This window comes from Paraburkholderia sp. HC6.4b, assembly GCF_014200875.1.
Lineage (GTDB): Bacteria > Pseudomonadota > Gammaproteobacteria > Burkholderiales > Burkholderiaceae > Paraburkholderia > Paraburkholderia tuberum.
The window spans coordinates 171,215-195,448 of record NZ_JACHDC010000014.1 but is presented as its reverse complement, the minus strand read 5'-3'; the positions used below and the strand labels follow the sequence as shown (position 1 = coordinate 195,448).

Sequence of the window (24,234 nt, the reverse complement as noted above, 5' to 3'; positions counted from 1 at the left end):
ATGAGCAAGCACGCCAGTCTGCCGCAACAGTTGGACCATCTGCTTCGACAAGCCGTCGCGCTCCAGCAGAACGGCGCGCTCGTCGAAGCCGAGGAGCTGTATCGCGAGATACTCGAACTGAAGCCGAAGCATGGCGACGCGTTGCGCTGGCTCGGCGAACTCGCGCTGCAAACGGGCCGCTTGCAGGAAGGCATCGATCTGCTGAAGAAGGCGCTCGTGGTCAACGCGAGACAGCCGGCCGTGCATTCGAATCTCGCCTATGCGCTGAACGCGTTGCAGCGCCATGACGAAGCGCTCGCGTGTGCCGAGCGGGCGCTCGCGATGCAGCCGAAATTCGCCGATGCGTTGAACAATCGCGGCAACGCATTGGCGGCGCTGAACCGTCCGCTCGATGCGCTCGCGAGCTACGAACGCGCGCTTTCGCTCGTGCCGGAGTTTGCGCCGGCGTGGAACAATCGCGCATGCGTGCTGCGCGATCTCGGCCGCTATGCCGATGCGCTCGATAGCTGCGACCAGGCGCTCGCGTTGCAGCCGAACTATCCGGACGCGTGGAGCAATCGCGGCAACGTGCTCGGCGATCTGAACCAGCCGCACGAAGCACAACACTGCTACCAACGCGCGCTGGAACTTGCGCCTGCTTTCGTCGATGCGTGGAACAACCTCGGTCTCGCGCAGATCGATCTGAATCAGCGCGAACAGGCGTTGTCGAGCTATCGGCGCGCGCTTGCGTTGAATCCGGCGTCGGTCGAAACGCACTGGAACCAGGCGCTGTGCCTGCTGCAAATGGGCCGCTTCGATACCGGCTGGCGCGAATACGAATGGCGTTGGGAGCGCAGCCGCATCAAGGCCGGCAGGCGCGCGTTCGCGCAGCCGTTGTGGCTCGGCGATGTTCCGCTCGACGGCAAAACGATCCTGCTGCATGCGGAGCAGGGCCTGGGCGACACGTTGCAGTTCTGCCGCTATGCGCCGCTCGTTGCGAAGCTCGGCGCGAAGGTCGTGCTCGAAGTGCCGGGCGCGTTGTTGCGATTGCTGTCGACGCTCGATGGTGTCGATCAGTTGATCGAAGCGGGGCAGCCGTTGCCGCCGTTCGATTGTCATTGCCCGCTGCTGAGCTTGCCGCTTGCGTTCGGCACGAACGAAGCGAGCATTCCGGCGGCGACGCCGTATCTTTTTGCGCAGCCGGCGGCCGTCAGCGAATGGCGTGAGCGGATCGAACACGACGGCAACATCAACGCGGATGCCAACGCAATCAGGCCGCTGAAAGTCGGCCTCGTCTGGGCCGGCGAGAACCGCGCGCATATCGCCGAGCTGCGCAAGATCGACGCGCGTCGGTCGCTCACGTTCGAGCAACTCGCGCCGCTCCTCGAGGTGCCGAACGTTCGCTTTTTCAGCGTGCAGAAGGGCGCGGCCGCACCGCAATTAGCAGAAAGCGCCTACGGTGAACGCGTCGCCGATTACACCGGGCTGCTGCACGATTTCGCCGATACCGCCGCGCTCGTCGCCAGTCTCGATCTGGTGATTTCGGTCGACACCTCCACCGCGCATCTGGCCGGCGCGCTCGACAAACCCGTCTGGATCCTGAACCGCTTCGACACCTGCTGGCGCTGGTTGCTCGAACGCAGCGACACGCCGTGGTATCCGTGCGCACGTCTGTTCCGTCAACCGGCGCTCGGCGATTGGGGCGGCGTGATCGATGCCGTGCGCGATGCATTGGTGAATCTGAGCGCCCCGCCTTCGTGACGCCTTCGGGCGGACACGCGTAGACTGAACTTCCGTTCATCGATGGCAATGCCACGGAGAGTTCTTCAATGGAATACAGACATCTGGGTGCATCGGGTTTCAAGGTGCCGGTGCTGAGTCTCGGCACCGGTACGTTCGGCGGCAAGGGTGAATTTTTCCAGGCGTGGGGCGCGACCGACGTCGCCGAAGCGCGGCGTCTGATCGACATCTGCTTCGACGCGGGCGTCACGATGTTCGACACCGCCGACATCTATTCGAAGGGCGCGTCCGAGTCGGTGCTCGGCGAGGCGCTGAAGGGCAAGCGCGACAAGGCGATCCTGTCGACCAAGGCGACCTTTCGTTTCGACGACGATCCGAACGGCGTCGGCTCGTCGCGCTTCCATCTGATCCAGGCGGTCGATTCAGCGCTCAAGCGTCTGCAAACCGATTACATCGACCTGTTCCAGTTGCACGGCTTCGACGCGAAAACGCCGATCCCCGAAGTGCTGTCCACGCTCGACGACCTCGTGCGCGCGGGCAAGATCCGCTATATCGGCGTGTCGAATTTCTCCGGCTGGCATCTGATGAAGTCGCTTGATATCGCCGACCGTTACGGCTATCCGCGCTATGTCGCGAATCAGACCTACTACTCGCTGGTCGGGCGCGACTACGAGTGGGAGCTGATGCCGCTCGGCGTCGACCAGGGCGTCGGTGCCGTGGTGTGGAGTCCGCTCGGCTGGGGCCGCTTGACCGGCAAGCTCAAGCGCGGCCAGCCGCTGCCGGAGACGAGCCGTCTGCACAAGACCGCCGACATGGGGCCGCCGGTGCCGGAAGACTATCTGTTCCGCGTGCTCGACGCGCTCGACGAAATTGCCGCCGAAACCGGCAAGACCGTGCCGCAGATCGCGCTGAACTGGCTGCTGCAACGGCCGACCGTCGCGACGCTGTTGATCGGCGCGCGCAACGAGGAGCAACTGCGGCAAAACCTCGGCGCGGTCGGCTGGAATCTGACGCCGGAGCAGGTCGCGAAGCTCGATGCGGCCAGCACGGTGCGCCCCGCGTATCCGTACTGGCATCAGGAAGGCTTCGCGGAACGCAATCCAAAGGCGGTTTGAGCGGCGGGTCGACCACGTTCCAGGCGCCGCAGCCGGTGCAATGCGCTGGTCCAGCGCGGCCGCACGCTGGACCAGCGCATCCCGTCAGGCCAAACCGCCATTGGCCCGCAATACCTGGCCATTGACCCAACCCGCATCCGGGCCGACCAGAAACGCGACCACGCCCGCCACGTCTGCCGGCTCGCCGAGGCGTTGCAGCGGCGGCATCTTCGCGAACGTCTCGATCTGCTCGTCGGTCTTGCCTTCGAGGAACAGCGCGGTCGCGATCGGTCCCGGCGCGAGCGCATTCACTGTGATGTTGCGCCCGCGCAGTTCCTTCGCGAACACACGCGTGAACGCTTCGACGGCTGCCTTGGTCGCCGTGTAGATGCCATAGCCGGGCAGGTTCAGCGCGAGCACGCTGGTCGAGAAATTGACGATGCGCCCACCGTCGTTCAGGCGCGCGGCCGCTTCGCGCAGCGTGTTGAAGGTGCCGCGCACGTTGATGTCGAAGGTTTGGTCGTAGAGTGCGTCGGGCGTGTCGGCGAGCGGCGTGGGCTTCATCACGCCCGCGTTGTTGACGAGCACATCCACCTTGCCGAGTTCGCGTTCGGTGATTTCGAACATGCGACGTACATCGCCGGGCTTCGACACGTCGGCTTGCACCGCGACCGCCTTGCCGCCAGCTTCGCGGATCGCGCCGACGAGCGCGCCGGCTTCGCCCGCGCTCGATGCGTAGTTGACGGCGACCGCGTAGCCGTCGTTCGCGAGCCGCTGTGCGATCGCCGTGCCGATGCCGCGCGATGCGCCCGTGACGATGGCGACTTTCGGTTGTGGGTTCGTGCTCATGATTGGTTTCCTCATAGAAGGTGGTGGATCGGTGAGGTGAATCATGAACGCTTTGCGCGCGGAGATAATCCGGTTAGACTCGCCATCATCATTCCATTTGCTTTAATAATCCGCCGCTATGGACCGTTTCGAGGAAATGCGCGTATTCGTGCGGATCGCCGAGCGCCAGAGCTTCACGCGCGCCGCCGACGATCTGCAAATTCCGCGCGCGACCGTCACCAACCTGATGAAGCGCCTCGAGCAGCGGCTCGGCGCGCGGTTGCTCGAACGTACGACCCGCACGGTGCGGCTCACGCCCGACGGCGAAGCGCACTACCAGCGCTGCGTGCGCCTGATCGCCGATCTGGAGGAGGCCGAGGGGGCGTTTTCCAATCTCGCGCCAAAGGGGCTATTGCGCGTGAACGTGCAGGGCACGCTCGCGCGACACTTCGTGGTGCCGGCGCTGCCCGCGTTTCTCGCGCGCTTTCCCGACATCGAGCTGATGATCGGCGAGGACGACCGGCTCGTCGACCTCGTGCGCGAGGGCATCGATTGCGTGCTGCGCGCGGGCGTGCTGCAGGATTCGTCAATGGTCGGGCGGCGCGTCGCGCAACTGCAGCAGGTGACGGTCGCGAGTCCCGCGTATCTGGCCACGTATGGCGAGCCGGCCGATCCTGACGCGCTGTCGACGCATCGCGCGGTCAACTACGTGTCGAGCGCGACCGGCAAGCCGGTGCCGCTCGAATTCCGCGTCGACGGGCGGGATGCCGCGCTCGTGCTGCCGTCGGCGGTGTCGGTCAGCGGCGCCGAACTGTACACGGGCGCGGCCCTCGCCGGGCTCGGCATCGTGCAGGTACCGCGTTACCGCGTGGATGGCGAGTTGGCGGCGGGGCGGCTGCGGGTCATTCTGGCGGACTATCCGCCGCCACCGATGCCGGTGTCGGTGCTGTATCCGCAGAACCGGCAGTTGTCGTCGCGCGTGCGGGTGTTCGCGCAGTGGCTGCGGGAGATTTTCGAGCCGGTGAGCTGAGGGAGCGAAAAACGCAAAGGAATGCGTTTTCGTGGTTAACGCCTGGACATGTGCGCCTCGCATAATGTCATTCTCAAGAGCGCAGAAAGCCGCCCGTGATCGAGGGTGGACGCACAGAACGACCGGGGGATCTGATCATGAATCGTTTTCGTTCGCTGGGTGTGGCGACGGGCGCGGCGCAGTTCGCCAGTGCCGACATCCTCAGCCGGATGAGCATGGCGTCGCGCCGGCCAGGCGCCGCGCGCCCCTTCGATCTGATTTTCGAACCGCGCGCGTGGCAGGGGCCCGCCGCGCCCGAGGCGACGGACCCGCAGTTCAAGATCCACGTGTTCGACACGATGCGCGCGTTCGAAAAACGCGGCGTCGACGCGATCGTGCTGCCGTGCTTTCTGAGCCACACCTTCATCGACGAACTCGCGGCCAACGTCAGCGTGCCGGTCGCCAACATCATGACCGCGCTGTCCGCGCACGTGCGGCGCACCTATCCGTCGGCGCGCCGAATCGGCGTGCTGACGTCGGCGGCGATTCGCACGAACGGCCTGTTCGAGCGCTACTTCGAAGCCGGGCAGTTCGACGTGTGCTATCCGCGCAACGACACCGGTTTCGACGGCGTGACGAGCGCCGTCTTCGGTGTCGGGGGCATCCGCGATGGGCGCCTGCACGGGCGGCCCGTCGAGCTGTTGCGCGCGGCGTGCGCGGATCTGGTCGCGCAGGGCGTCGACGTGATCGTGCCGGGGCTCGCGGAGATCGGCCTCGTGCTGCGCGCGCTCGGGCGCATCGAGGTGCCGCTCGTCGATACGAACCAGGTGTATGCGCGCTATGTCGCGGCGGCGCAGTACACGCAGCCGGAGCGGGCGTTCCGCCTCGGCGTGGTCGGCGGCATCGGGCCGGCCGCGACCGTCGATTTCATGGCCAAGGTCGTGCGCAACACGCCGGCCGCGCGCGACCAGGACCATATCCGGATCATGGTCGAGCAGAATCCGCAGATCCCCGACCGCACCGCGGCGCTGCTCGAGCGCGGCGACGATCCCACCCTCGCGCTGTACGCGGCCTGCAAGACGCTCGAGGACGGCGGCGCGGATCTGATCGCGATTCCGTGCAATACCGCGCATGCGTTCGTCGAGCGGCTCCAGCCGGCGCTGCGCGTGCCGATCGTCAATATGCTGACCTGTACCGCCGATTATCTGCGCGAGACCTTTCCGGGTCTGCGCGAAGTGGGCGTGCTGGCCAGCTCGGGTACGCTCGCGAGCCGCGTCTACGAACAGGCGCTCGACGCGCGCGGCCTGGTGCAGATCGCGCCGTCCGCCACTGCGCAAGCGCGTCTGATGAACGCGATCTACGGCCCGCGCGGCGTGAAGGCGGGGCACGCGTCGGGTGAATGCTGCGAGGACCTCGCGGCGGCTGTCGACGATCTGCTCGCGCAGGGCGTGCAGGTGATCGTGCTCGCGTGCACGGAGTTGCCGTTGCTGTTGCGCGAACCGGTGCTCGCGTGTCCGGGCGGGCGCGTGGTGCGGCTGGTCGATCCGACCGACGTGCTGGCGAGGCGCTGTGTTGCGTATGCGCTTGGCGACGGTGTCGCACGTGGCACACCGGCGGGCTGCGCGACGCCGGATGCGGCCGGGCGCTCGCGGGTTGAAAGCGCGCTCGGCTAGTCGGGTGGCGTGACCGCGGCACAGCCGTTTGCGCCTCGCCGCCGATCCAGAGGTCAATGCGCGCCCGAGCCCGCCATGGAAAACTGTATAAACATACAGTATAGTATCCCCCTACAGCCAGGCTTCCGGGCGCTCCTCGCGCCGACCCGGCTGCACCGAACTTGCGCGGTCGCGAGAGCCGGCCGTGAGAGGTGACCCACTCCTTCAGACGGTCGGAAAAATTGTCCTCCAACGACGCAACCCTTGACACCCTCGCTGACACTCCCCAAGGCGGCAACCCGAGCGGCAACAAGATCCAGGGCACGATCCGCATTCGCGGCGCCCGCCAGCACAACCTGAAAAACGTCGACCTCGACGTGCGCACCGGCGAAATGACGGTCGTCACCGGGCCGTCCGGCTCGGGCAAGTCGAGCCTCGTGTTCGACACGCTGTATGCGGAAGGTCAGCGCCGCTACGTCGAAACCTTCAGCGCGTACGCGCGCCAGTTCCTCGACCGGATGGATCGGCCGCAGGTCGACCGCGTCGACGGCGTGCCGCCCGCCATCGCGATCGACCAGACCAACCCGGTGCGCAGCTCGCGCTCCACGGTCGGCACGATGACCGAGCTCAACGATCACCTGAAGCTGCTGTACGCGCGCGCGGCCGAGCTGTTCGACCGCCAGAGCGCGTATCTGGTGCGGCACGACACGCCGGAGACGATCTACGCGGAACTGCTCGAGCGCACCGCGCAGGAGGAGCCGCGGCTCGTCGTCACGTTCCCGGTCGAGCTGCCGGAGTCGGCGTCCGCGCAGGAGGTCGAGCAGTGGTTGTCGGCGAGCGGCTATACGCGCGTGCAGGCGCAGCGCGAAGTCGATTCGCCGACCGGCAAGCGCAAGCTGCTCGACGTCGTCGCCGACCGCTTCCGGCTGCGCTCGGTGGATAAAGCACGCGCGATCGAGGCGATCGAGGCATCGCTGAAGCGCGGCGGCGGGCGCGTCAATATTTACGTGCTGCCGGCTACCTCGGACGAGCCGCAGGCCGAAGCCGCCGAGCCGCGCATCTGGCGTTTCTCCACCGGCTTGCACAGCCCCGAAAGCGATCTGCGCTATGCCGACCCGCAGCCCGCGCTGTTCTCGTTCAACTCGGCCTATGGCGCTTGTGATGCCTGCCGCGGTTTTGGCCGCGTGATCGGCGTCGACCTCGGTCTCGTGATCCCCGACGCGCGCAAGACGCTGCGCGAAGGTGCGGTCAAGCCGATGCAGACGCCCGCGTGGAAGGAGTGCCAGGACGACCTGATGCGCTACGCGGCGAAAGCGGACATCCGCCGCGACACGCCGTGGGGCGAGCTCAGCGAGCGCGAACGCAACTGGGTCATCAACGGCTCGCCGGACTGGAACGGCAAGTGGCAGACGCATTGGTACGGCGTCAAACGCTTCTTCGACTATCTCGAATCGAAGGCGTACAAGATGCATATCCGCGTGCTGCTGTCGAAATACCGCAGCTACACGCCGTGCGAAACCTGCGGCGGCGCGCGTCTGAAAACCGAATCGCTGCTGTGGCGCCTCGGCAGCAAGGCCAATGCGAACGACGTGCTCGCGCCCGCGCAGCGCTTCATGCCGCGCGGCGTGAAGTGGTCGCGCGCGCAGCTCGAAGCGTTGCCGGGCCTGACCGTGCACGATCTCATGCTGATGCCGATCGAGCGCATCCGCCGCTTCTTCGACGACATCGCGCTGCCGAGCGCGTTGCTCGACGACGCGCTGAAGCTGCTGCTCGCCGAAGTGCGCACGCGCCTCAAGTATCTATGCGACGTCGGTCTCGGCTATCTGACGCTCGACAGGCAAAGCCGCACGCTGTCGGGCGGCGAGGTGCAGCGTATCAACCTGACCACCGCGCTCGGCACGTCGCTGACCAAGACGCTGTTCGTGCTCGACGAGCCGAGCATCGGCCTGCACCCGCGCGACCTGAACCGCATCGTCGAAGCGATGCACCGGCTGCGCGACGCGGGCAATACGCTGGTCGTCGTCGAGCATGATCCGTCGGTGATGCTCGCGGCGGACCGGCTCATCGACATGGGTCCGGGACCGGGCGAACGCGGCGGCTCGATCATTTTCGACGGCGCGCCCGAGGCGATTCGCTCGACCGGCACGCTGACCGGCGAGTACCTCGGCGGCCGGCGCCATGTCGCGGATGCCGCGCACTGGTCGCGTCGCGCGGTCGACGCGAGCACGCCGCGCATCGTGCTCGAAGGTGCGAGCGAGCACAATCTGCGCGACGTCACGGTCGAAATTCCATTGCAGCGGCTCGTCTGCGTGACCGGCGTGTCGGGTTCCGGCAAATCGACGCTGCTGCAGGACGTGCTGTATCCGGCGATGGCGCGCCACTTCGGGCTCGCCACCGAAGCGCCGGGCGCGTTCAAGGCGCTGAACGGCGCGGACCAGGTCACCGACGTCGTGTTCGTCGACCAGTCGCCGATCGGCAAGACCGCACGCTCGAATCCGGCCAGCTACGTCGGCGCGTTCGACGAAATCCGCAAGCTGTTCGCGAAGGCACCGCTCGCGCAACAGCGCGGCTACGGCCCCGGCATGTTCAGCTTCAATTCGGGCGACGGCCGCTGCCCGACCTGTGGCGGCTCGGGCTTCGAGCACATCGAAATGCAGTTCCTCTCCGACGTGTACCTGCGCTGCCCCGATTGCGACGGGCGCCGTTATCGCGCGGAAATTCTGGAGGTGAAGATCGAGCGCGACCAGCCGGCGCGCGGGTTGAGCATTGCCGACGTGCTCGAACTGACCGTCAGCGAGGCTGCCGCGTACTTCGCGCAGGACGCCGAAGTATTGCGCGTGCTGCAGCCGATCGTCGACGTCGGGCTCGAATACGTGAAGCTCGGCCAGCCCGTGCCGACGCTGTCGGGTGGCGAGGCGCAGCGGCTCAAGCTCGCGGGCTTTCTCGCGGAGTCGGCACAGGCGCGCGGCGCACGCGGCGCGAAGCAGGTGATCGCGAAGCGTCTGTTCATGTTCGACGAACCGACCACGGGTCTGCATTTCGACGACATCGCGAAGCTGATGCAGGCGTTCGGCAAGCTGCTCGCGAGCGGTCATTCGCTGATCGTAATCGAGCACAATCTCGACGTGATCCGCGCGGCCGACTGGATCATCGACCTCGGTCCCGAAGGCGGCGACGGCGGTGGCCGCGTATTGTGCGCGGGCACGCCGGACGAAGTGAAAGCGTGCGCCGAATCGCATACCGGCGAGGCGTTGCTGCAATACGACCGCGCGATGGACACCGCAACCGCGGCGGAGCCCCAGGGCATCCCGCTGCAGAAGGCCCTGAGCGCGGCCCGCGCACGTCGCGCGATCGAAGGCGAGAACGTCGTGCGCATCGTCAACGCGCGCGAGCATAACCTGAAGGCGCTCGACGTCGACATTCCGCACGGCAAGTTCAACGTGATCACCGGCGTGTCGGGCTCGGGCAAATCGACGCTCGCGTTCGACATCCTGTTCCACGAAGGTCAGCGGCGCTACCTCGAATCGTTGAACGCGTACGCGCGCTCGATCGTGCAGCCAGCCGGACGGCCCGAAGTCGACGCGGTGTACGGCATTCCACCGACCGTCGCGATCGAGCAGCGGCTCTCGCGCGGCGGTCGCAAGAGTACCGTCGCCACGACCTCGGAGGTGTGGCACTTCCTGCGTCTGCTGTACGTGAAGCTCGGCTTGCAGCACTGCATTCACGACGGCACGCCGGTCACGTCGCAAAGCGCCGAATCGATCGCGGCGCAGTTGCTGCGCGATCACAAGGGCCAGCACGTCGGCTTCCTCGCGCCGCTCGTCGTAAACCGCAAGGGCGTCTATACGGACCTCGCGAAATGGGCAAAAGCGCGCGGCAATACGCATCTGCGTGTGGACGGCGAATTCGTGCCGGTCGATCCGTGGCCGAAGCTCGACCGTTTCCGCGAGCACACGATCGAGCTGCCGGTCGCTGACCTCGTCATCTCGGCCGATCACGAAGCGGAGCTGCGCGAAGCGCTCGATCAGACGCTCGACATCGGTAAAGGCATCATGCATCTGCTCGCGCCGCTCGACGGTCTGCACGACGCGCTCAACGGCGGCGAGTCCACCGCGAAGCTCGGCGACGTGAAGGTGCTGTCGACCAAGCGCGCGTGTCCGGCGTGTGGCACGAGCTACCCCGAGCTCGATCCGCGCATGTTCTCGTACAACAGCAAGCATGGCTGGTGCACGAGCTGCGTCGGCACGGGGCTGTCGCTGACGCGCGAGCAGCGGGCCGCGTACGACGACACGATCGTCGACGACGACAATCGCGGTCGCGAGCAGAGCCTGCCCTCGGAGGAGCAGGAACCGGAAGGACTCGTCGACGAGCCGTGTCCGGATTGCGCGGGCACGCGTCTGAATCCGGTCGCGCGCGCGGTCACGTTCGACTCGCAGGCGATCGTCGACGTCGCGCAATGGACCGTGTCCGACACGCGCGCGTGGATCGATACGCTGCGCATGACGGGCCGCGACGCCGAAATCGCGCGCGACGTGGTCAGCGAAATCGGCAGCCGGCTGCAGTTCCTCGAAGAAGTCGGGCTCGGCTATCTGAGCCTCGATCGCGCGGCGCCGAGTTTGTCGGGCGGCGAAGCGCAGCGCATCCGGCTCGCCGCGCAGCTCGGCAGCAATCTGCAGGGCGTGTGTTACGTGCTCGACGAGCCGACCATCGGTCTGCATCCGCGCGACAACCAGATTCTGCTGAACGCGCTGCGCAAGCTCGGCGACAAGGGCAATACGCTCGTCGTCGTCGAGCATGACGAAGATACGATCCGGCGCGCGGATCACATCATCGATATCGGGCCGGGCGCTGGCAAGCGCGGCGGCACGCTGATCGCGCAGGGCAGCGTCGCGGACCTGTCCGCGCAGCCCGATTCGCTGACCGGGCGTTTCCTCGCGCAGCCGATCGTGCATCCGCTGCAGCCGCGCCGCGAGGTCGTCGCGCCGGGCAAGCGTGCGGCCGCGGTGCCGGAGAACTGGCTCACCGTGCATGGCGGCAAGCTGCATAACCTGCGCGACGTGACGGTCGGCATTCCGCTCGCGCGGCTCGTCGCGGTGACGGGCGTCAGCGGCTCCGGCAAATCGACGCTCGCGCGCGACGTGCTGATGACCAATCTGCTCGATGCGGTCGGGCGCTCGGTGCTGTCGTCGCCGGCCACGCGCCGTGCGCGTGCGGCCGCCCAGGAGAAGCCGGCCGCGAACCGGCGTTCGAGCGTGCTCGCGCGCTCGGCGCCGCGCGCGCCGCTGAACGTCACGCACATATGGCAGGGCTGCGATTCGGTCACCGGCTGGGAGAGCATCGACCGCGTGCTGGAAGTCGATCAGACGCCGATCGGCAAGACGCCGCGTTCGTGTCCCGCCACCTACATCGGCGTGTGGGATGCGATCCGCAAGCTGTTCGCGGGCACGCTGGAGGCGCGCGCGCGCGGCTATACCGCGTCGCGTTTCTCGTTCAACACGGGCGAGGGCCGTTGCCCCGCATGCGAGGGCCAGGGCGTGCGCACGATCGGCATGAGCTTCCTGCCCGACGTGAAGGTGCCGTGCGACGTCTGCCACGGCCAGCGCTTCAATCCGGAGACACTCGCGGTCACGTGGCGCGGCAAGAACATCGGCGACGTGCTGACCATGGAAATCGACGAAGCGGTCGAGTTCTTCGCGTCGATTACGAACATCGGGCATCCGCTGCAACTGATGAAAGACGTCGGGCTCGGCTATCTGACGCTCGGCCAGCCGTCGCCGACGCTGTCGGGCGGCGAGGCGCAGCGCATCAAGCTCGTCACCGAGCTGAGCAAGGTGCGCGACGACATCACGCGGCGTGGCCAGAAGCCGCCGCACACGCTGTACGTGCTCGACGAGCCAACGGTTGGCCTGCACATGGCGGACGTCGCGAAGCTGATTCGCGTGCTGCACCGGCTCGTGGATGGCGGGCATAGCGTCGTCGTCATCGAGCACGATCTCGACGTGATCGCCGAGGCGGACTGGATCATCGACCTCGGTCCGGAGGGCGGCGTGGGCGGCGGTACGATCGTTGCGGCAACGGATCCGGAAAGCCTGTCGCGCGTGGCCGCGAGTCACACGGGCGCGGCTCTGCGGCCGGTGCTCGCGCGCACGGCCGCTACGTCGACGCTGGCCGGCGAAGGGACGAATGGCTGAGGCACGGTGACGAGCGGTGGCGCGGCCGTTGCAACTTCGCAGGTTGCAACGGCCGGCGCCTCGTCGCGTGTCCGCCACACATGATTGCTGCGCTGCATCCAATCATCCGAAGTTCGATCAATGCGGCGCATGCGCGCGTTTAAATCATACGAAAGAGGCCAGCGATGTTTCAAAATAGAAACATTTTTAGATCCCCTGATAAATCAGCATTTGGATATTAATTTGTGGTGCGGAGCGAATGCCACGGAAATGCCTAATGCCGCGGGCAATAAATTTACGCTTTGCGAATAAACTACCGAATTGCCCGGACATAATAGGGCGATAAGCAGTTCACAATTGAAACATTTTTGAACCGCGCAAGAAACGTACTCGGTAACGCGCATTGGCCGGGCTTCGCATTATCGGCAACTTTGTCCGAATGCGCGAGAGTGCCGTCCATCAAGGCTTTGCGGTAAGATATCCTCAAGCTCTTCGCGCGGCTTGCATAGTTGCCCGGCGTGTCGCGCGCTCATATCAATCGCTCAATAACCGCTTTTCCTCAGACATGGGCTGTCCTGATGAAACTCGTTTTTCAAATTTACTATAGCGATCCATTCCGCTAACATCACGCTTAATCCTTTATGCGGCTGTGTCTGCTTTTTCGCCGTAATAACGCATTCTCTCGTTCCGTCTGATGGCGGGGCAAATCGGGGTCCGCAACGTATGACCGTTTGGGGAAGATCATGCCGCACATGCACCTTGATACAACGAGAATTACGTGGCTACACACGCCCGCTTTGAACGTCCGTACTGCAGCGCGGCGAATCGGCATTCTGCTGTTCGACGGCTTCTGGCTGCTCGGCCCCGGTACCGTCGTGGAAATGTTCCAGACCGCCAATGAGTTCGCGGGCACGCGAGCGGGCGAAGATCCGCCCTACGAAGTGCAGTTCCTGTCGATGGACGGCGGCAATGTCGCCAGTTCGTCGTCGGCGCGCATCTGGACTGACCACATCGACACGCGCTTTGGCGGCGGTTTCGACGTGCTGTTCATCGCTGGCGGCTACGGCGCCCACGTGGCCGCGCGCGACGAACGCCTGCTGAACTGGCTGCGCGCCGTGCAATCGCGCACACGCGCGATCGAAACGATCGGCGAGGGGCGCCTCGTGCTCGAAGCGGCCGGCCCGACCGAGCATGACGGCCTGATGAGCCGCTATCCGGGCGCGAGCGCGAGCGAAGGCGCGTTCAGCGCGGCCAACGACCGTCACGACTGCGCCCGCAGCGCGCTGATGTTCATCAAGCGTGACCTGGGCGCCGAGCTTGCGCGCAGCGTCGCCGATCGCGTGATGCCCGGCATGGCTGCGACGTGGGTGCCGCTGCCGGCCGAGGGCGGCACGCTGAGCGTCGCCGAAAAGATTCGCGCGGCCGCGCGCTGGATGGAGGCCAACTGCGACCGTCCGGTCTCGGTCGCCGATGCCGCGCAGGTCGCCGCAATGAGCGAGCGCAATTTCCTGCGCCGTTTCAAGCACGAGATGCAGATCACGCCGTCGGACTACCTGCTGCAGGTGCGGCTGCGTATCGCGTGCAACTTCCTGACCGAGACCGAATTGCCGGTCGACAAGATCGCGCGTCGCAGCGGCACCGGCAACGGCGATCGTCTCGCGAAAATTTTCCGCAAGCGTATGGCTTTGTCGCCAACCGAGTATCGCGCCCGCAGCCGGGCGGCCAGTGAGGCGTAGCATGTATCTTTAGCATGCGATAGGGCGCCCGCGTTGCGGGTGCGCCTCGTCGGTCGGACGCGGTCGCGAGAGCGGCCGTATGTTCGCTGGCCAGCCTTTTTACGAGCACAGTGGCGATGGGCAACAGGGTCATGGCGACGGCATTGCCGGAGGTGAAACTCATCGAGCCGGAAGTGTTCATCGACGAGTTCGGCTTCTGCTTCGAGAGTTTCAGCGCGGACGAGTTTTCGGACGACGTCGCGCAGGGTTTCAACTTCGTGCAGGACCGCCATCTGCGCGCCGTGCATGGCGTGCTGCGCGGCTTGCACTACCAGGTGCAGCGTCCCCAGGGGCGGCTGCTGCGCGTCGTGCGCGGCGAGATCTTCGACGTCTCGGTCGACGTGCGCCTGAACTCACCGAACTTCGGCAAATGGAGCGGCGAGTATCTGAGCGAAGCCAACCATCGGCAGATCTGGGTGCCGCCCGGTTTCGCGCACGGCTTCGTCGTGCTGTCCGATGTCGCCGAATGCATGTGGAAGACCACCGAGTACTGGTTCCCCGAACTCGAGCGCTGCCTGCTGTGGTCCGATCCCGACATCGGCATCCAGTGGCCGATCGACTTTCAGCCCATCCTCGGCAGCAAGGATGCGGCGGGCCGTCGTCTGTACGAGGCTGAAAACATCTCGTGAACGACGGGGCCAACCCTACACTTCGGGCATCCAGTCAGTACGAGGTGCTCAACGTGAAGCGTCGCGCAAGCCATCCGCAATCCGTTCCGGTCCGCTATGTGTGTCGCGCGTTTGCGCCGCTCGGCGCGCAGGGGCTCAATTGCACGTGCGTGGATCAGACCATCGAGACGACCCGCGGCCGTGTGCTGCGTGGCGATTGCCATGTCGCGGTGTATGAAGGACACATCGTCGGCACGATGACGCTTTATGCTTCGGATGGCGAAGCATCGTGCGAGCTATACCGGCACGGCGATGTCGCGAGCCTGCGTCAGTTCGCGGTCGATCCCGCATGGCAGGGGCGCGGCATCGGCACGTTACTGATCGCGTTCCATGACGCCGCAGATCGCGTATGCGGCCTGAAGCGATGCCGCAGACGCCTCTGGCATACGGAGAAAAGAAGCGGAAGGAAAGCAGAATTGAAGCGCCCGATGCTTCGGCAACTATTGCAATATGCTGCGGCAAGTATTGCAACGGCGACAGCGGCCGCGCAATCCTCAACGCGGTACCCACGCAGCGCGGCCAGTTCGCATCGGGCGAGGCGTGAATTCACCGAACGCTGTATGCAGCCGTCAGCGTCGGATCACGCCCATCAGCAGGGTGACGAGGAAGATCACCAGGAAGATGAAGAACAACACCTTGGCGATTTCGGTTGCGCCCGCGGCAATGCCTCCAAAGCCGAACACCGCGGCGATGATGGCGATGATGAAGAAAATCACAGCGTATCGAAGCATGGTGCCTCCACCGGTGGATTGTTGAAATGACGTTTGAACGGCGCCCCGTTGCGTACGTCACGCGGCTTCACGGGTGAGATGCCGGCGAGCGGATTTCAGCAATAGATGTGCCATCGCTTGATTGCCGCCGACGTTCCAGCGATTCACGATCAGATAGCCGACGAGCGCCGCCCGCCAAGCGCAGCGGTCCGCCGCGCGCGGCGGCTGGCCCGTCGACGACATCAGCGGCCTCGCGCTGCGTCTGCCGGAGGTCGAGACGGGGCGCTATTCCGATGCCCAGGCGAAGGAGGCTGACCAGCAGTCGCTGCTGAAGTGTCCGGTGCTCGCGCGGCTGATGAACCTCGTGCCGCGCGACGAAGCCGATGCGCCCGCCGCGCGAGGCGAGCCGCAAGAATCGGCGCTGAAATCAGGCCCGCGTCGAACGCTCAACGCAATTGCGTGAACGCGAGCAGCAACACCATGCTGCCGATCGCGCCATCCAGCACGCGCCACGCAGTTGCGCGGCGAAACAGCGGCGCGAGCATGCGAGCGCCATAGCCGAGCGCGACGAACCACACCGCGCTGACCGTCATCGCACCGAGCGCGAAGGCGACCCGCGCGCCTTCCGGTTCACGCGCGCCGGCCGTGCCGATCAACAGAAACGTGTCCAGATAGACGTGCGGGTTGAGCCATGTGAACGCAAGCGTCATCAGGATCATCGGCAGCGCGCGTTGCGCAGGCGGCGCCTGATCGCGGGACGCGCCGGCCGAGCCATCGAGCACCGCGTGTCCGGGCCGCACCGCGCGGCGCAGCGCGCTGATGCCGAACCAGGCGAGATACGCGAGCCCAACATAGAGCATCGCGTGCACGAAGCGCGGGAAACGCTCCATCAGCACCGCGGCGCCGCCGACGCCCGCGCCGATCAGAATGAAATCGGACAACGTACACAACAGCACGATCTTGCCGACATGCGAGCGCATGATGCCCTGCCGCAGCACGAACGCGTTCTGCGCGCCGATCGTAACGATCAGCGACGCGCACAGCGCAGCGCCATGGGAAAAAGACAACCAGTTCATAAATGGTCCGGAAAAAGGAAAGCAGCGGGGATAGACGGGAAAATCCAACAGCGCTAGTCTGCGGGTTGGCATCTCATAAGAGAAGCTAATTTGCTTAATGCCGATTAAGGAACGCTAATGCTCGACTACGCCTTGCTCGACGCGCTGGCCGCCGTGGTCCGCCACGGCTCGTTCGACCGTGCCGCAAGCGAGCTCAATATCACGCCGTCCGCGGTGTCGCAGCGGGTCAAGCTGCTCGAGGAGCGCGTCGGCAGCGTGCTCGTGAAGCGCGGGCAGCCGTGCGTCGCGACCACCTCGGGCGCGCTGCTATGCCGCCATACCGAACGCGTGCAACTGCTCGAAGCGGAGCTGAAAGGCCGCCTGCCGGCACTGCCCGGCGCGCTCGTCGAGCAGTGGCCGGCACTGCGCGTCGCGGTCAACGACGACAGCGTCGGCACCTGGTTCATCGACGCGGTCGCGCCGTTCTGCGTCGAACGCGAAATGCTGCTCGACCTCGTGATCGACGACCAGGACTACACCGCGCAGCGCATTCGCGACGGCAGCGTGCAGGGCGCGATCACGACGCAGGCCGAACCGGTGCAGGGCTGTCGCTCGACGCGCCTCGGCCGCATGCGATACCTGGCGGTGTGCTCGCCGGCGTTTTTCGCGCGCTATTTCGCCGACGGTGTCACGCGCGACAGCCTGCGGCGCACGCCGTGCGTCGACTTCAATCCAAAGGATCAGCTGCAAAAGCGCTTCATGCGGCGCATTACGCGCGCGGAGCTCGATCCGCCGCTGCACTGGATTCCGCACGTCGCCGGTTTTTTGCGCGCGTGCGTGATGAGCCTCGGCTGGGGCATGTGTCCCGAGCGGATGATCGCCGGGCATTTGCAGCGCGGCGAACTGGTCGAGATCGCGCCGGGCAAGCATATCGACGTCGATCTGTACTGGCAGAGCTGGCGTCTGTCGATCGGCTGGCTCGACGATTTCAGCGCGATGCTCAGAAAGCGGGCGGTAGAGTTTCTCGATTGACTACGCGGCGGTGCCGCATGCAGAAATGCGGCAGCTGCTATAGCAACAGCTCGATCGAATGAAACAGGCGGCGCTGTTCCGGGTCCTGCGAGCGCGCGCCTTCGTCGATCGTCTCGCGCAGGCAGTCGAGAAAGCAGGCGGCCGCCGGGCTCGTGGGCGCGCCACGCCGCGACGTGATGCTGATGATGGTTTCGTCCAGCGTTTCACGCAGCGGGAGCGCCCACAGGTTTTCCTTCGCGCGTATCACCTCGACGAGCGGCCACGGAAAGATGCTGACCATATCCGTGTGCGCGAGCAGGCCCAGCACGATCGCGAGCGAATGCGCGAGCACGATCGTGTGCGGCACCGGCATGCCGCGCTTGACGAACAGATTGTTCGACATCGACTCGCGGCTCGCCGGGTCCCAGTTCAGTATCCATTCCGCGTCTTGAAGGTCGAGCAGCGTGCGGCAACCGGCCTTCGGATGGTCGCGCCGCGCGACCACCGCCGCATGCGTCGAAAAGAGCGGCGCGTTCTGAAACTCCGACTGCGGCGACGCGGGCGGCGGCCGACCGATCGAAAAATCGAGGCTGCCGTCGCGCAGACGCGGCTGCACGACCGCGAGCAGGCCTTCGAAAAATTCCAGTTGCACCTCCGGCATCCGCTCACGAAAACGCCGCACGGCAGGCGGCAGAAAAGTCAGCGCGACCCACGGCGTGACGCCGATCGACAGCTTGCCGGCCGCGGCTCCGCGCAACGCCTCGATCTCGGCTTGCGCGCGCTGCAACTGGCCGAGCACGAGCCGCGCATGCACGACGAGCGCACGGCCGAACTCGGTGAACGCGACACCGCTCGCGCTGCGCACGACGAGCGGCGCGTGCAGATCGGCTTCGAGCTCGCGCATCGCCTTGGTCACGGCGGCCGGGGAAAGCCCCAGCGAGCGGGCGGCCGCCCGGATACTTCCGGTATCGGCGATCGCCGCCAAGGTATTGAGCTGATGCAGTTTCATTCGAATGAGAGGCGTGACGGGGGCAACCAAGGGTTGGCACCGCAACGATTCTACGCCTGCCGCCCGAATATCGGCGCCGCTATGCTGGGTTCACGCTGACAGGGGCGCAACCAGTTGCATGGGATCGGACTAAGCGCTGAAGCGCCAGGTCCGATCGACAGGAGATGGCATGAACACGATGGTCATTCCGGCGGGCATCGCCGAAGTCGAACAGGAAATGATCGCGCTGCGACGCAGCATCCACGCGCATCCGGAGCTGGCCTACGAGGAGTTCGCAACCGGCGATCTGGTCGCCGACCGCCTGCGGGAGTGGGGCTACAGCGTCCATCGCGGCTTGGGGCAGACCGGCGTGGTCGGGCAACTGAAGCTCGGCCACGGCACCCGCCGGCTCGGCCTGCGCGCTGACATGGACGCGCTGCCGATCCACGAAACCACGGGCCTGCCGTACGCGAGCAAGCTGCCCGGCAAGATGCACGCATGCGGTCACGACGGCCATACGGCGATGCTGCTCGCCGCCGCCAGGCATCTGGCGCGCGAAAAAAGCTTCGACGGCACGCTGAATCTGATCTTCCAGCCGGCCGAGGAAGGGCTCGCCGGCGCGAAGAAAATGCTCGACGACGGCCTGTTCGAACAGTTTCCCTGCGACGCCGTGTTCGCGATGCACAACATGCCGGGCTTTCCTACGGCCAAGCTGGGCTTCATGCCGGGGTCGTTCATGGCGTCGTCGGATACGGTGATCATCAAGGTGATCGGCCGCGGCGGCCATGGCGCGGTGCCGCACAAGGCGGTCGATCCGGTCGTCGTGTGTGCGCAGATCGTGCTCGCGCTGCAGTCGATCGTGTCGCGCAACATCGCGCCGCTCGATATGGCGATCATCACGGTCGGCGCGATTCACGCGGGCGAAGCGCCAAACGTGATCCCCGAAACCGCCGAGATGCGCCTGTCGGTGCGCGCGCTGCGGCCCGAGGTGCGTGACCATCTGCAGCAGCGCATCACCGAGGTCGCGACCGGGCAGGCGGCCGTGTTCGGCGCGCGTGCCGAGGTCGACTATCAGCGCCGCTACCCGGTGCTCGTCAACGATGCAGCCATGACCGCGCTCGCGCGCCAGGTCGCGCTCGACTGGCTGGGCGTCGACGGGCTGATTCACGACATGCAACCGCTGACCGGCAGCGAGGACTTCGCGTTCCTGCTCGAACGCTGCGCGGGCAGCTATCTGATCATCGGCAATGGCGACGGCGAGGGCGGCTGCATGGTCCACAACCCCGGCTACGACTTCAACGACGCTTGCCTCGCGACCGGCGCGGCCTACTGGACCAAGCTCGCGCAGACGTTCCTCGTTTGACGCGGCGGCGGTGCGCGAGCGCCTTGCCGTAGCAGCCACAAGATAATGACGGAGACACAGATGGACTATTCAGCCACACCGCGGTCCGCGAGCGCCAATGGGCTCGATGCGCTAGATGTGCAGCGCCTCGCCGATGAACCTAAAAAGCGCGTCGGCCACGCGAAGGCGATCGCCGCGATCACGCTCGGCAACGGCCTTGAGTTTTTCGACTTCACGATTTACAGCTTCTTCGCGACGATCATCGGCAAGCTGTATTTCCCGGTCGAAGGTCAGCTCGTGCAGCTGATGCTCGCGGTCGGCACGTTCGGCGTCGGCTTCATCATGCGGCCGGTGGGCGGCATCGTGCTGGGGGGCTACGCGGACCGCGCCGGACGCAAGGCCGCGATGAGCCTGACGCTGTGGCTGATGACGCTCGGTTCCGCGATCATCGCGTTCGCGCCGACCTATGCGGCGATCGGCGTCGCGGCGCCGCTGCTCGTGATTCTCGCGCGGCTGATCCAGGGTTTCGCGCTGGGCGGCGAGGTGGGCGCATCGACGGCGCTACTGCTCGAATACGGCAGCGATCGCACGCGCGGCTTCTACGGCAGCTGGCAGTTCGTGAGTCAGGGAATGAACACGGTAGTGGGCTCGCTGCTCGGCGTTGCCCTGGCCGCGACGCTGTCGCCGGCCGCGCTCGAAAGCTGGGGCTGGCGCGTGCCGTTCGTGATCGGCATGGCGATGGGGCCGGTCGGCATCTATATCCGGCGGCATCTCGACGAGACGCTGCCGGGTGTTGAAGATGGCACGGCAGCGTCTGGCGGCGCTGTTGCGCAGGCTGCTTCGGATACCGTTGCGAAGCCCGCTGCGCAAGTTCCGTCGCTACCTGTGCGCGACCTGTTCCGCGACCACGCGTGCTCGATCACGACCGGCGTGCTGACGACGATCGGCGGCACCGCGGCGAACTACATCGTGCTGTTCTACCTGTCGACGTACGCGATCCGCATCCTGCATCTGCCGATGGCGACCGCGCTGTGGGCCGCGTGGACCGGCGCAGTGGTCACGGTGATCTGCTCGCCGTTCGCGGGCGCGCTGTCGGATCGGGTCGGCCGCAAGCGCGTGCTGTGGGTATCGCGCGTGCTGCTGATTCTCGCCGTCTACCCGGCCTTCATGACGATCAACGCGTCGCCGACGGTGCCGGTGCTGCTTGCGGTGGTCGCGGGCCTCGCGCTGCTCGTCACGTTCACCGCGGTGCCCAATATCGTGATGCTGCCCGAGCTGTTTCCGCGCGCGATTCGCGCGACCGGCATGTCGATCGTGTACTGCCTCGGCGTGTCGATCTTCGGCGGCTTCGCGCAGTTTTTCGCGACCTGGCTGATCCAGATTTCGGGCAGCAATCTCGCGCCGGCGTGGTATCTGATCGGTTGCAGCCTCGTGTCGTTGCTGCCGTTGCCGTTCATGCGAGAGACCGCGGGTAGGGCGATCGATTGACGTGATGGCGATCGGGGTCCGCTGAAAAAAGAGGCGCGATCTTTTCGATCGCGCCTCTTTTGCCATTTGCCCTGCTTCACGCTGACTATCGGATCTTGATGACAACCTTACCCTTGGTACGTCCGGTTTCGACATAAGCCAAAGCTTCCTGGGTCGACTCAAACGGAAAGACCCGATCGATGACGGGTCGTATCGCTCGCGCGTCGATCAGTGCGGCAATCCGGCTAAGCTGTTCTCCGCTGGCCCGCATAAAGAGAAATGTATAGCTGACGTCATGACGTTTCGCGGCCTTCCTGATGCCATAACTCAGAAAGCGCATCACCGTTTTCAGGAACCACGACGCACCGATCTCTTTCGCAAATTCGGCATCAGGCGGACCGGCGATCCCGATGAGCTTGCCGCCGGCCTTGAGCACACGCAGCGACTTCTCGATCGCATTGCCGCCTTGCGTATCCAGTACCAGGTCGTAGTCCTTCAGGATGGTCGCAAAGTCGTCTTTCGTGTAATCGATGACGATATCCGCGCCGAGTTGCTTCACCAGTTCGAGATTCCGCGCGCTCGCTGTTGTCGCGACGGTCGCGCCCACATGCTTCGCCAGTTGAATGGCGAAGCTGCCGACACCGCCCGAGCCGGCATGTATCAGCACTTTCTGCCCTTTCTTCAATTGCCCTTTTTCGATCAGCGCCTGCCAGGCGGTCAATCCCACCAGCGGGATTGAAGCCGCTTCCTCCATCGTGAGTGCTGTCGGCTTGAGGGCCACGCCATCCTCTTTGACCGCGATGAATTCCGCGAAAGTGCCGATGCGATCCTTGTGCGGGCGCGCGTAGACCTCGTCGCCGGGCTTGAATCGCCGCACGCGCGAGCCGACGCGCACGACGACCCCTGCCAGATCGTTGCCCAAAATCAGCGGCAAACGATAGGGCAAAATGAGCTTGAACTCTCCGTCTCTGATTTTGGCATCGAGCGGGTTCACGCCCGCGGCGTGGATCTGGATCAATACGTCGTCCTCGCGCGGCTCTGGAACCGGCATATCGCCGGATCGTAAGCCATTGTTGCGTCCATATCGATCGACGACGAATGCTTGCATCATGGTTCCTTGTCAGTGGCTCGTTAAGTCTGGTTGTTTCGCTGGCAATAGCACGGATGCAGAGCCTTTGAACAGGGAGGAGACAGTCACGTCGTCTACGTTGCCAGCCGCAGATCTTTGCGGATACCGGCGTCCACCAGTCCAGCGGGCGCAAATCTGCGCAGCAATCGCAGACGGGCGGCGAGTCCGCCAGCGGTATAGCGGAGTTTCGGACGAGCCGCGATGGCGGCCTGCAGTACGGTTTCAGCCACGACCTCGGGACCGTCGGCGCCCTCGACCACTTCCTTCACTCGCTTGTCCACGGCCGAGCGCACCTCGCGGTATTCGTCGAGAGGGGCGTCGGGCGCGATCAAGTTCGCGTCGAAAGGCGTCTTGATGTAGGCAGGTTCAATGACCGATACGCGAATGCCCAGCGTACGCAACTCATGGTCGAGCGACTCCGAATAACCTTCCACCGCGTGCTTGGTGGCGGAATACAGCGCCATATAGGGCATGGGCAGAAAACCGAGCACGGAACCGATGTTGATGATGCGGCCGCTGCGTTGTCGCCGCATATGAGGCACGACAGCACGCGTCATGCGGATGATCCCGAAGAAGTTCGTATCGAAGATCGTGCGTGCCTGGTCGATCGAACTCTCTTCCGCGGCGGCAGGGGCGACGCCGAAACCGGCATTGTTCACCAGCAGGTCGATGCGGCCCTGCAGGCGCAGCACTTCGCTGACGGCGGCTGCAACGGATGCATCGCTGGTCACATCGAGCGGCAGCATGTCGAACGACTGTTGGCCGGCTCGTTGGCCGCGCCGACTGGTGCCGTAGACCTTGTATCCGGCCTTCGCAAGCCGCTTTGCCGTGGCTTCGCCGATTCCTGACGAGGCGCCCGTCACGAGCGCTATTTTGGTTTGCATGATGTTCTTCCCAAGATGTCTTTGCGTGGTTGGTTGAGCATTCGTTTCACTAAAATATGATGACAGTCATATTTTTGGTCCAACGAAAACCGGCACAGGGCCGGCGTATTTACGCATCAGTCGGTGCGAGTTTTTTCAATGCCGCTTCAAGAAAACTCTCCGATAGTTTGGGGTCGTCGACGGCACGCGCCATCACCATCGTGCCAACCATTGTGGCGATCATCAAAAGCGCCTGTTCGTGCGCGCCTGGCTGACCCCAATCGGGCAATTGGCGCGCAACGACATCGATCATCTCCTTGATGCGGCGGGTGGCCGCGCGCCGTACGGCCGGCGCCTGGCGCGGCATCTCCGAGCCGAGGGCAGAGATCGGGCAACCGGTCTCGATGCTCTCGCAATGCTCCTTCGACAGATAGGCGCGCATCATCGCCGGCAACGCCTGTTCCGGCGGCACGGACGCGGCGATACGCTCCGACAGCGCCACGGATTCAGCTCCGGCGCGGTCAGCGGCTTCGGCAAGCAGCACCTCGCGCGACGGGAAATGGGCATAGAAGCCGCCATGCGTCAGACCTGCCTCCTTCATGATGTCAGCCACGCCCGTGCCGTCGTAGCCGCTGCGCCGAATCGCGCGTGCGGCGACCTCGACGATGCGCTCGTGCGTGATTTCCTTGCGGCTGGCTGGCTTCCGGGTGATGGATGGATTTTTCATGACGACCATCATATATCATTTCGGCGG

The 24,234-nt window shown here is 65.2% G+C and carries 18 protein-coding genes and 1 pseudogene; 11 read left to right on the top strand and 8 right to left on the bottom strand.

Features of this window, described 5'->3' with window-relative positions; genetic code table 11:
* Both HDG34_RS21840 and HDG34_RS21835 read left to right on the top strand, forming a co-directional pair.
* Positions 1 to 1,740: a tetratricopeptide repeat protein gene (locus tag HDG34_RS21840; RefSeq protein ID WP_184062130.1), complete on the top strand. Its 1,740-nt coding sequence runs from the start codon at positions 1 to 3 to the stop codon at positions 1,738 to 1,740.
* 68 nt (positions 1,741 to 1,808) lie between these two features.
* Positions 1,809 to 2,834, top strand: coding sequence for an aldo/keto reductase (locus tag HDG34_RS21835; protein ID WP_090803887.1), 1,026 nt, complete (start codon positions 1,809 to 1,811; stop codon positions 2,832 to 2,834).
* Between the two features lie 84 nt (positions 2,835 to 2,918).
* On the opposite strand, the gene HDG34_RS21830 is transcribed toward HDG34_RS21835, so the two are convergent.
* On the bottom strand, positions 2,919 to 3,662 hold the full coding sequence (locus HDG34_RS21830) for an SDR family oxidoreductase (protein ID WP_184062129.1): 744 nt from the start codon (positions 3,660 to 3,662) through the stop codon (positions 2,919 to 2,921).
* A 118-nt stretch (positions 3,663 to 3,780) separates the two neighbouring features.
* Between HDG34_RS21830 and HDG34_RS21825 the strand changes: the two genes are divergently transcribed.
* The 6 genes and pseudogenes from HDG34_RS21825 to HDG34_RS39865 form a co-directional block, all read left to right on the top strand.
* Positions 3,781 to 4,671: a LysR family transcriptional regulator gene (locus HDG34_RS21825; protein ID WP_090803890.1), complete on the top strand. Its 891-nt coding sequence runs from the start codon at positions 3,781 to 3,783 to the stop codon at positions 4,669 to 4,671.
* Positions 4,672 to 4,808: 137 nt separating this feature from the next.
* On the top strand, positions 4,809 to 6,323 hold the full coding sequence (locus tag HDG34_RS21820) for an amino acid racemase (RefSeq protein ID WP_184062128.1): 1,515 nt from the start codon (positions 4,809 to 4,811) through the stop codon (positions 6,321 to 6,323).
* Positions 6,324 to 6,544: 221 nt separating this feature from the next.
* On the top strand, positions 6,545 to 12,493 hold the full coding sequence (uvrA, locus tag HDG34_RS21815; protein WP_184062127.1) for an excinuclease ABC subunit UvrA: 5,949 nt from the start codon (positions 6,545 to 6,547) through the stop codon (positions 12,491 to 12,493).
* Positions 12,494 to 13,215: 722 nt separating this feature from the next.
* Positions 13,216 to 14,208, top strand: a complete 993-nt coding sequence (locus HDG34_RS21810; RefSeq protein WP_090803900.1) for a GlxA family transcriptional regulator — start codon at positions 13,216 to 13,218, stop codon at positions 14,206 to 14,208.
* Positions 14,209 to 14,324: 116 nt separating this feature from the next.
* Entirely contained in the window at positions 14,325 to 14,876 is a 552-nt protein-coding gene (gene rfbC / locus HDG34_RS21805; protein ID WP_090803902.1) for a dTDP-4-dehydrorhamnose 3,5-epimerase, read from the top strand.
* Positions 14,873 to 15,268 (top strand): annotated as a pseudogene (locus HDG34_RS39865) (GNAT family N-acetyltransferase); the annotation flags it as partial. The gene rfbC and the pseudogene HDG34_RS39865, both read left to right, overlap by 4 nt.
* Before the next feature lie 216 nt (positions 15,269 to 15,484).
* Here the strand turns inward: HDG34_RS39865 and HDG34_RS21795 are convergent.
* The 3 genes from HDG34_RS21795 to HDG34_RS21785 all read right to left on the bottom strand — a co-directional run bounded on the left by HDG34_RS21795 (position 15,485) and on the right by HDG34_RS21785 (position 16,701).
* The gene (locus tag HDG34_RS21795) at positions 15,485 to 15,646 is read right to left on the bottom strand and encodes a DUF1328 domain-containing protein (RefSeq protein WP_013089029.1); all 162 of its coding nucleotides are present in this window, start codon (positions 15,644 to 15,646) and stop codon (positions 15,485 to 15,487) included.
* A gap of 57 nt (positions 15,647 to 15,703) precedes the next feature.
* Positions 15,704 to 15,868, bottom strand: coding sequence for a hypothetical protein (locus HDG34_RS21790; protein ID WP_184062126.1), 165 nt, complete (start codon positions 15,866 to 15,868; stop codon positions 15,704 to 15,706).
* A 203-nt stretch (positions 15,869 to 16,071) separates the two neighbouring features.
* Positions 16,072 to 16,701 carry a LysE/ArgO family amino acid transporter gene (locus HDG34_RS21785; RefSeq protein WP_184062125.1) on the bottom strand — a complete coding sequence of 210 codons (630 nt, stop codon included), beginning with the start codon at positions 16,699 to 16,701 and terminating at the stop codon, positions 16,072 to 16,074.
* A 117-nt stretch (positions 16,702 to 16,818) separates the two neighbouring features.
* On the opposite strand from HDG34_RS21785, the gene HDG34_RS21780 reads away from it, so the two are divergent.
* On the top strand, positions 16,819 to 17,712 hold the full coding sequence (locus tag HDG34_RS21780; protein WP_184062124.1) for a LysR family transcriptional regulator ArgP: 894 nt from the start codon (positions 16,819 to 16,821) through the stop codon (positions 17,710 to 17,712).
* A gap of 37 nt (positions 17,713 to 17,749) precedes the next feature.
* Here HDG34_RS21780 and HDG34_RS21775 read toward each other — a convergent pair whose 3' ends face one another.
* On the bottom strand, positions 17,750 to 18,700 hold the full coding sequence (locus tag HDG34_RS21775) for a LysR substrate-binding domain-containing protein (RefSeq protein WP_184032685.1): 951 nt from the start codon (positions 18,698 to 18,700) through the stop codon (positions 17,750 to 17,752).
* Positions 18,701 to 18,869: 169 nt separating this feature from the next.
* On the opposite strand from HDG34_RS21775, the gene HDG34_RS21770 reads away from it, so the two are divergent.
* On the top strand, positions 18,870 to 20,042 hold the full coding sequence (locus HDG34_RS21770) for a M20 aminoacylase family protein (RefSeq protein WP_184062123.1): 1,173 nt from the start codon (positions 18,870 to 18,872) through the stop codon (positions 20,040 to 20,042).
* Positions 20,043 to 20,102: 60 nt separating this feature from the next.
* Positions 20,103 to 21,509: an MFS transporter gene (locus HDG34_RS21765; protein WP_184062122.1), complete on the top strand. Its 1,407-nt coding sequence runs from the start codon at positions 20,103 to 20,105 to the stop codon at positions 21,507 to 21,509.
* Positions 21,510 to 21,594: 85 nt separating this feature from the next.
* Here the strand turns inward: HDG34_RS21765 and HDG34_RS21760 are convergent, their stop codons facing one another.
* From HDG34_RS21760 to HDG34_RS21750, 3 genes are all read right to left on the bottom strand, one after another.
* On the bottom strand, positions 21,595 to 22,596 hold the full coding sequence (locus HDG34_RS21760) for an NADP-dependent oxidoreductase (protein ID WP_184062174.1): 1,002 nt from the start codon (positions 22,594 to 22,596) through the stop codon (positions 21,595 to 21,597).
* Positions 22,597 to 22,691: 95 nt separating this feature from the next.
* Positions 22,692 to 23,501: an oxidoreductase gene (locus HDG34_RS21755; RefSeq protein WP_184062121.1), complete on the bottom strand. Its 810-nt coding sequence runs from the start codon at positions 23,499 to 23,501 to the stop codon at positions 22,692 to 22,694.
* Positions 23,502 to 23,610: 109 nt separating this feature from the next.
* Positions 23,611 to 24,219, bottom strand: coding sequence for a TetR/AcrR family transcriptional regulator (locus HDG34_RS21750; protein ID WP_184062120.1), 609 nt, complete (start codon positions 24,217 to 24,219; stop codon positions 23,611 to 23,613).
* Positions 24,220 to 24,234: the final 15 nt, after the last annotated feature.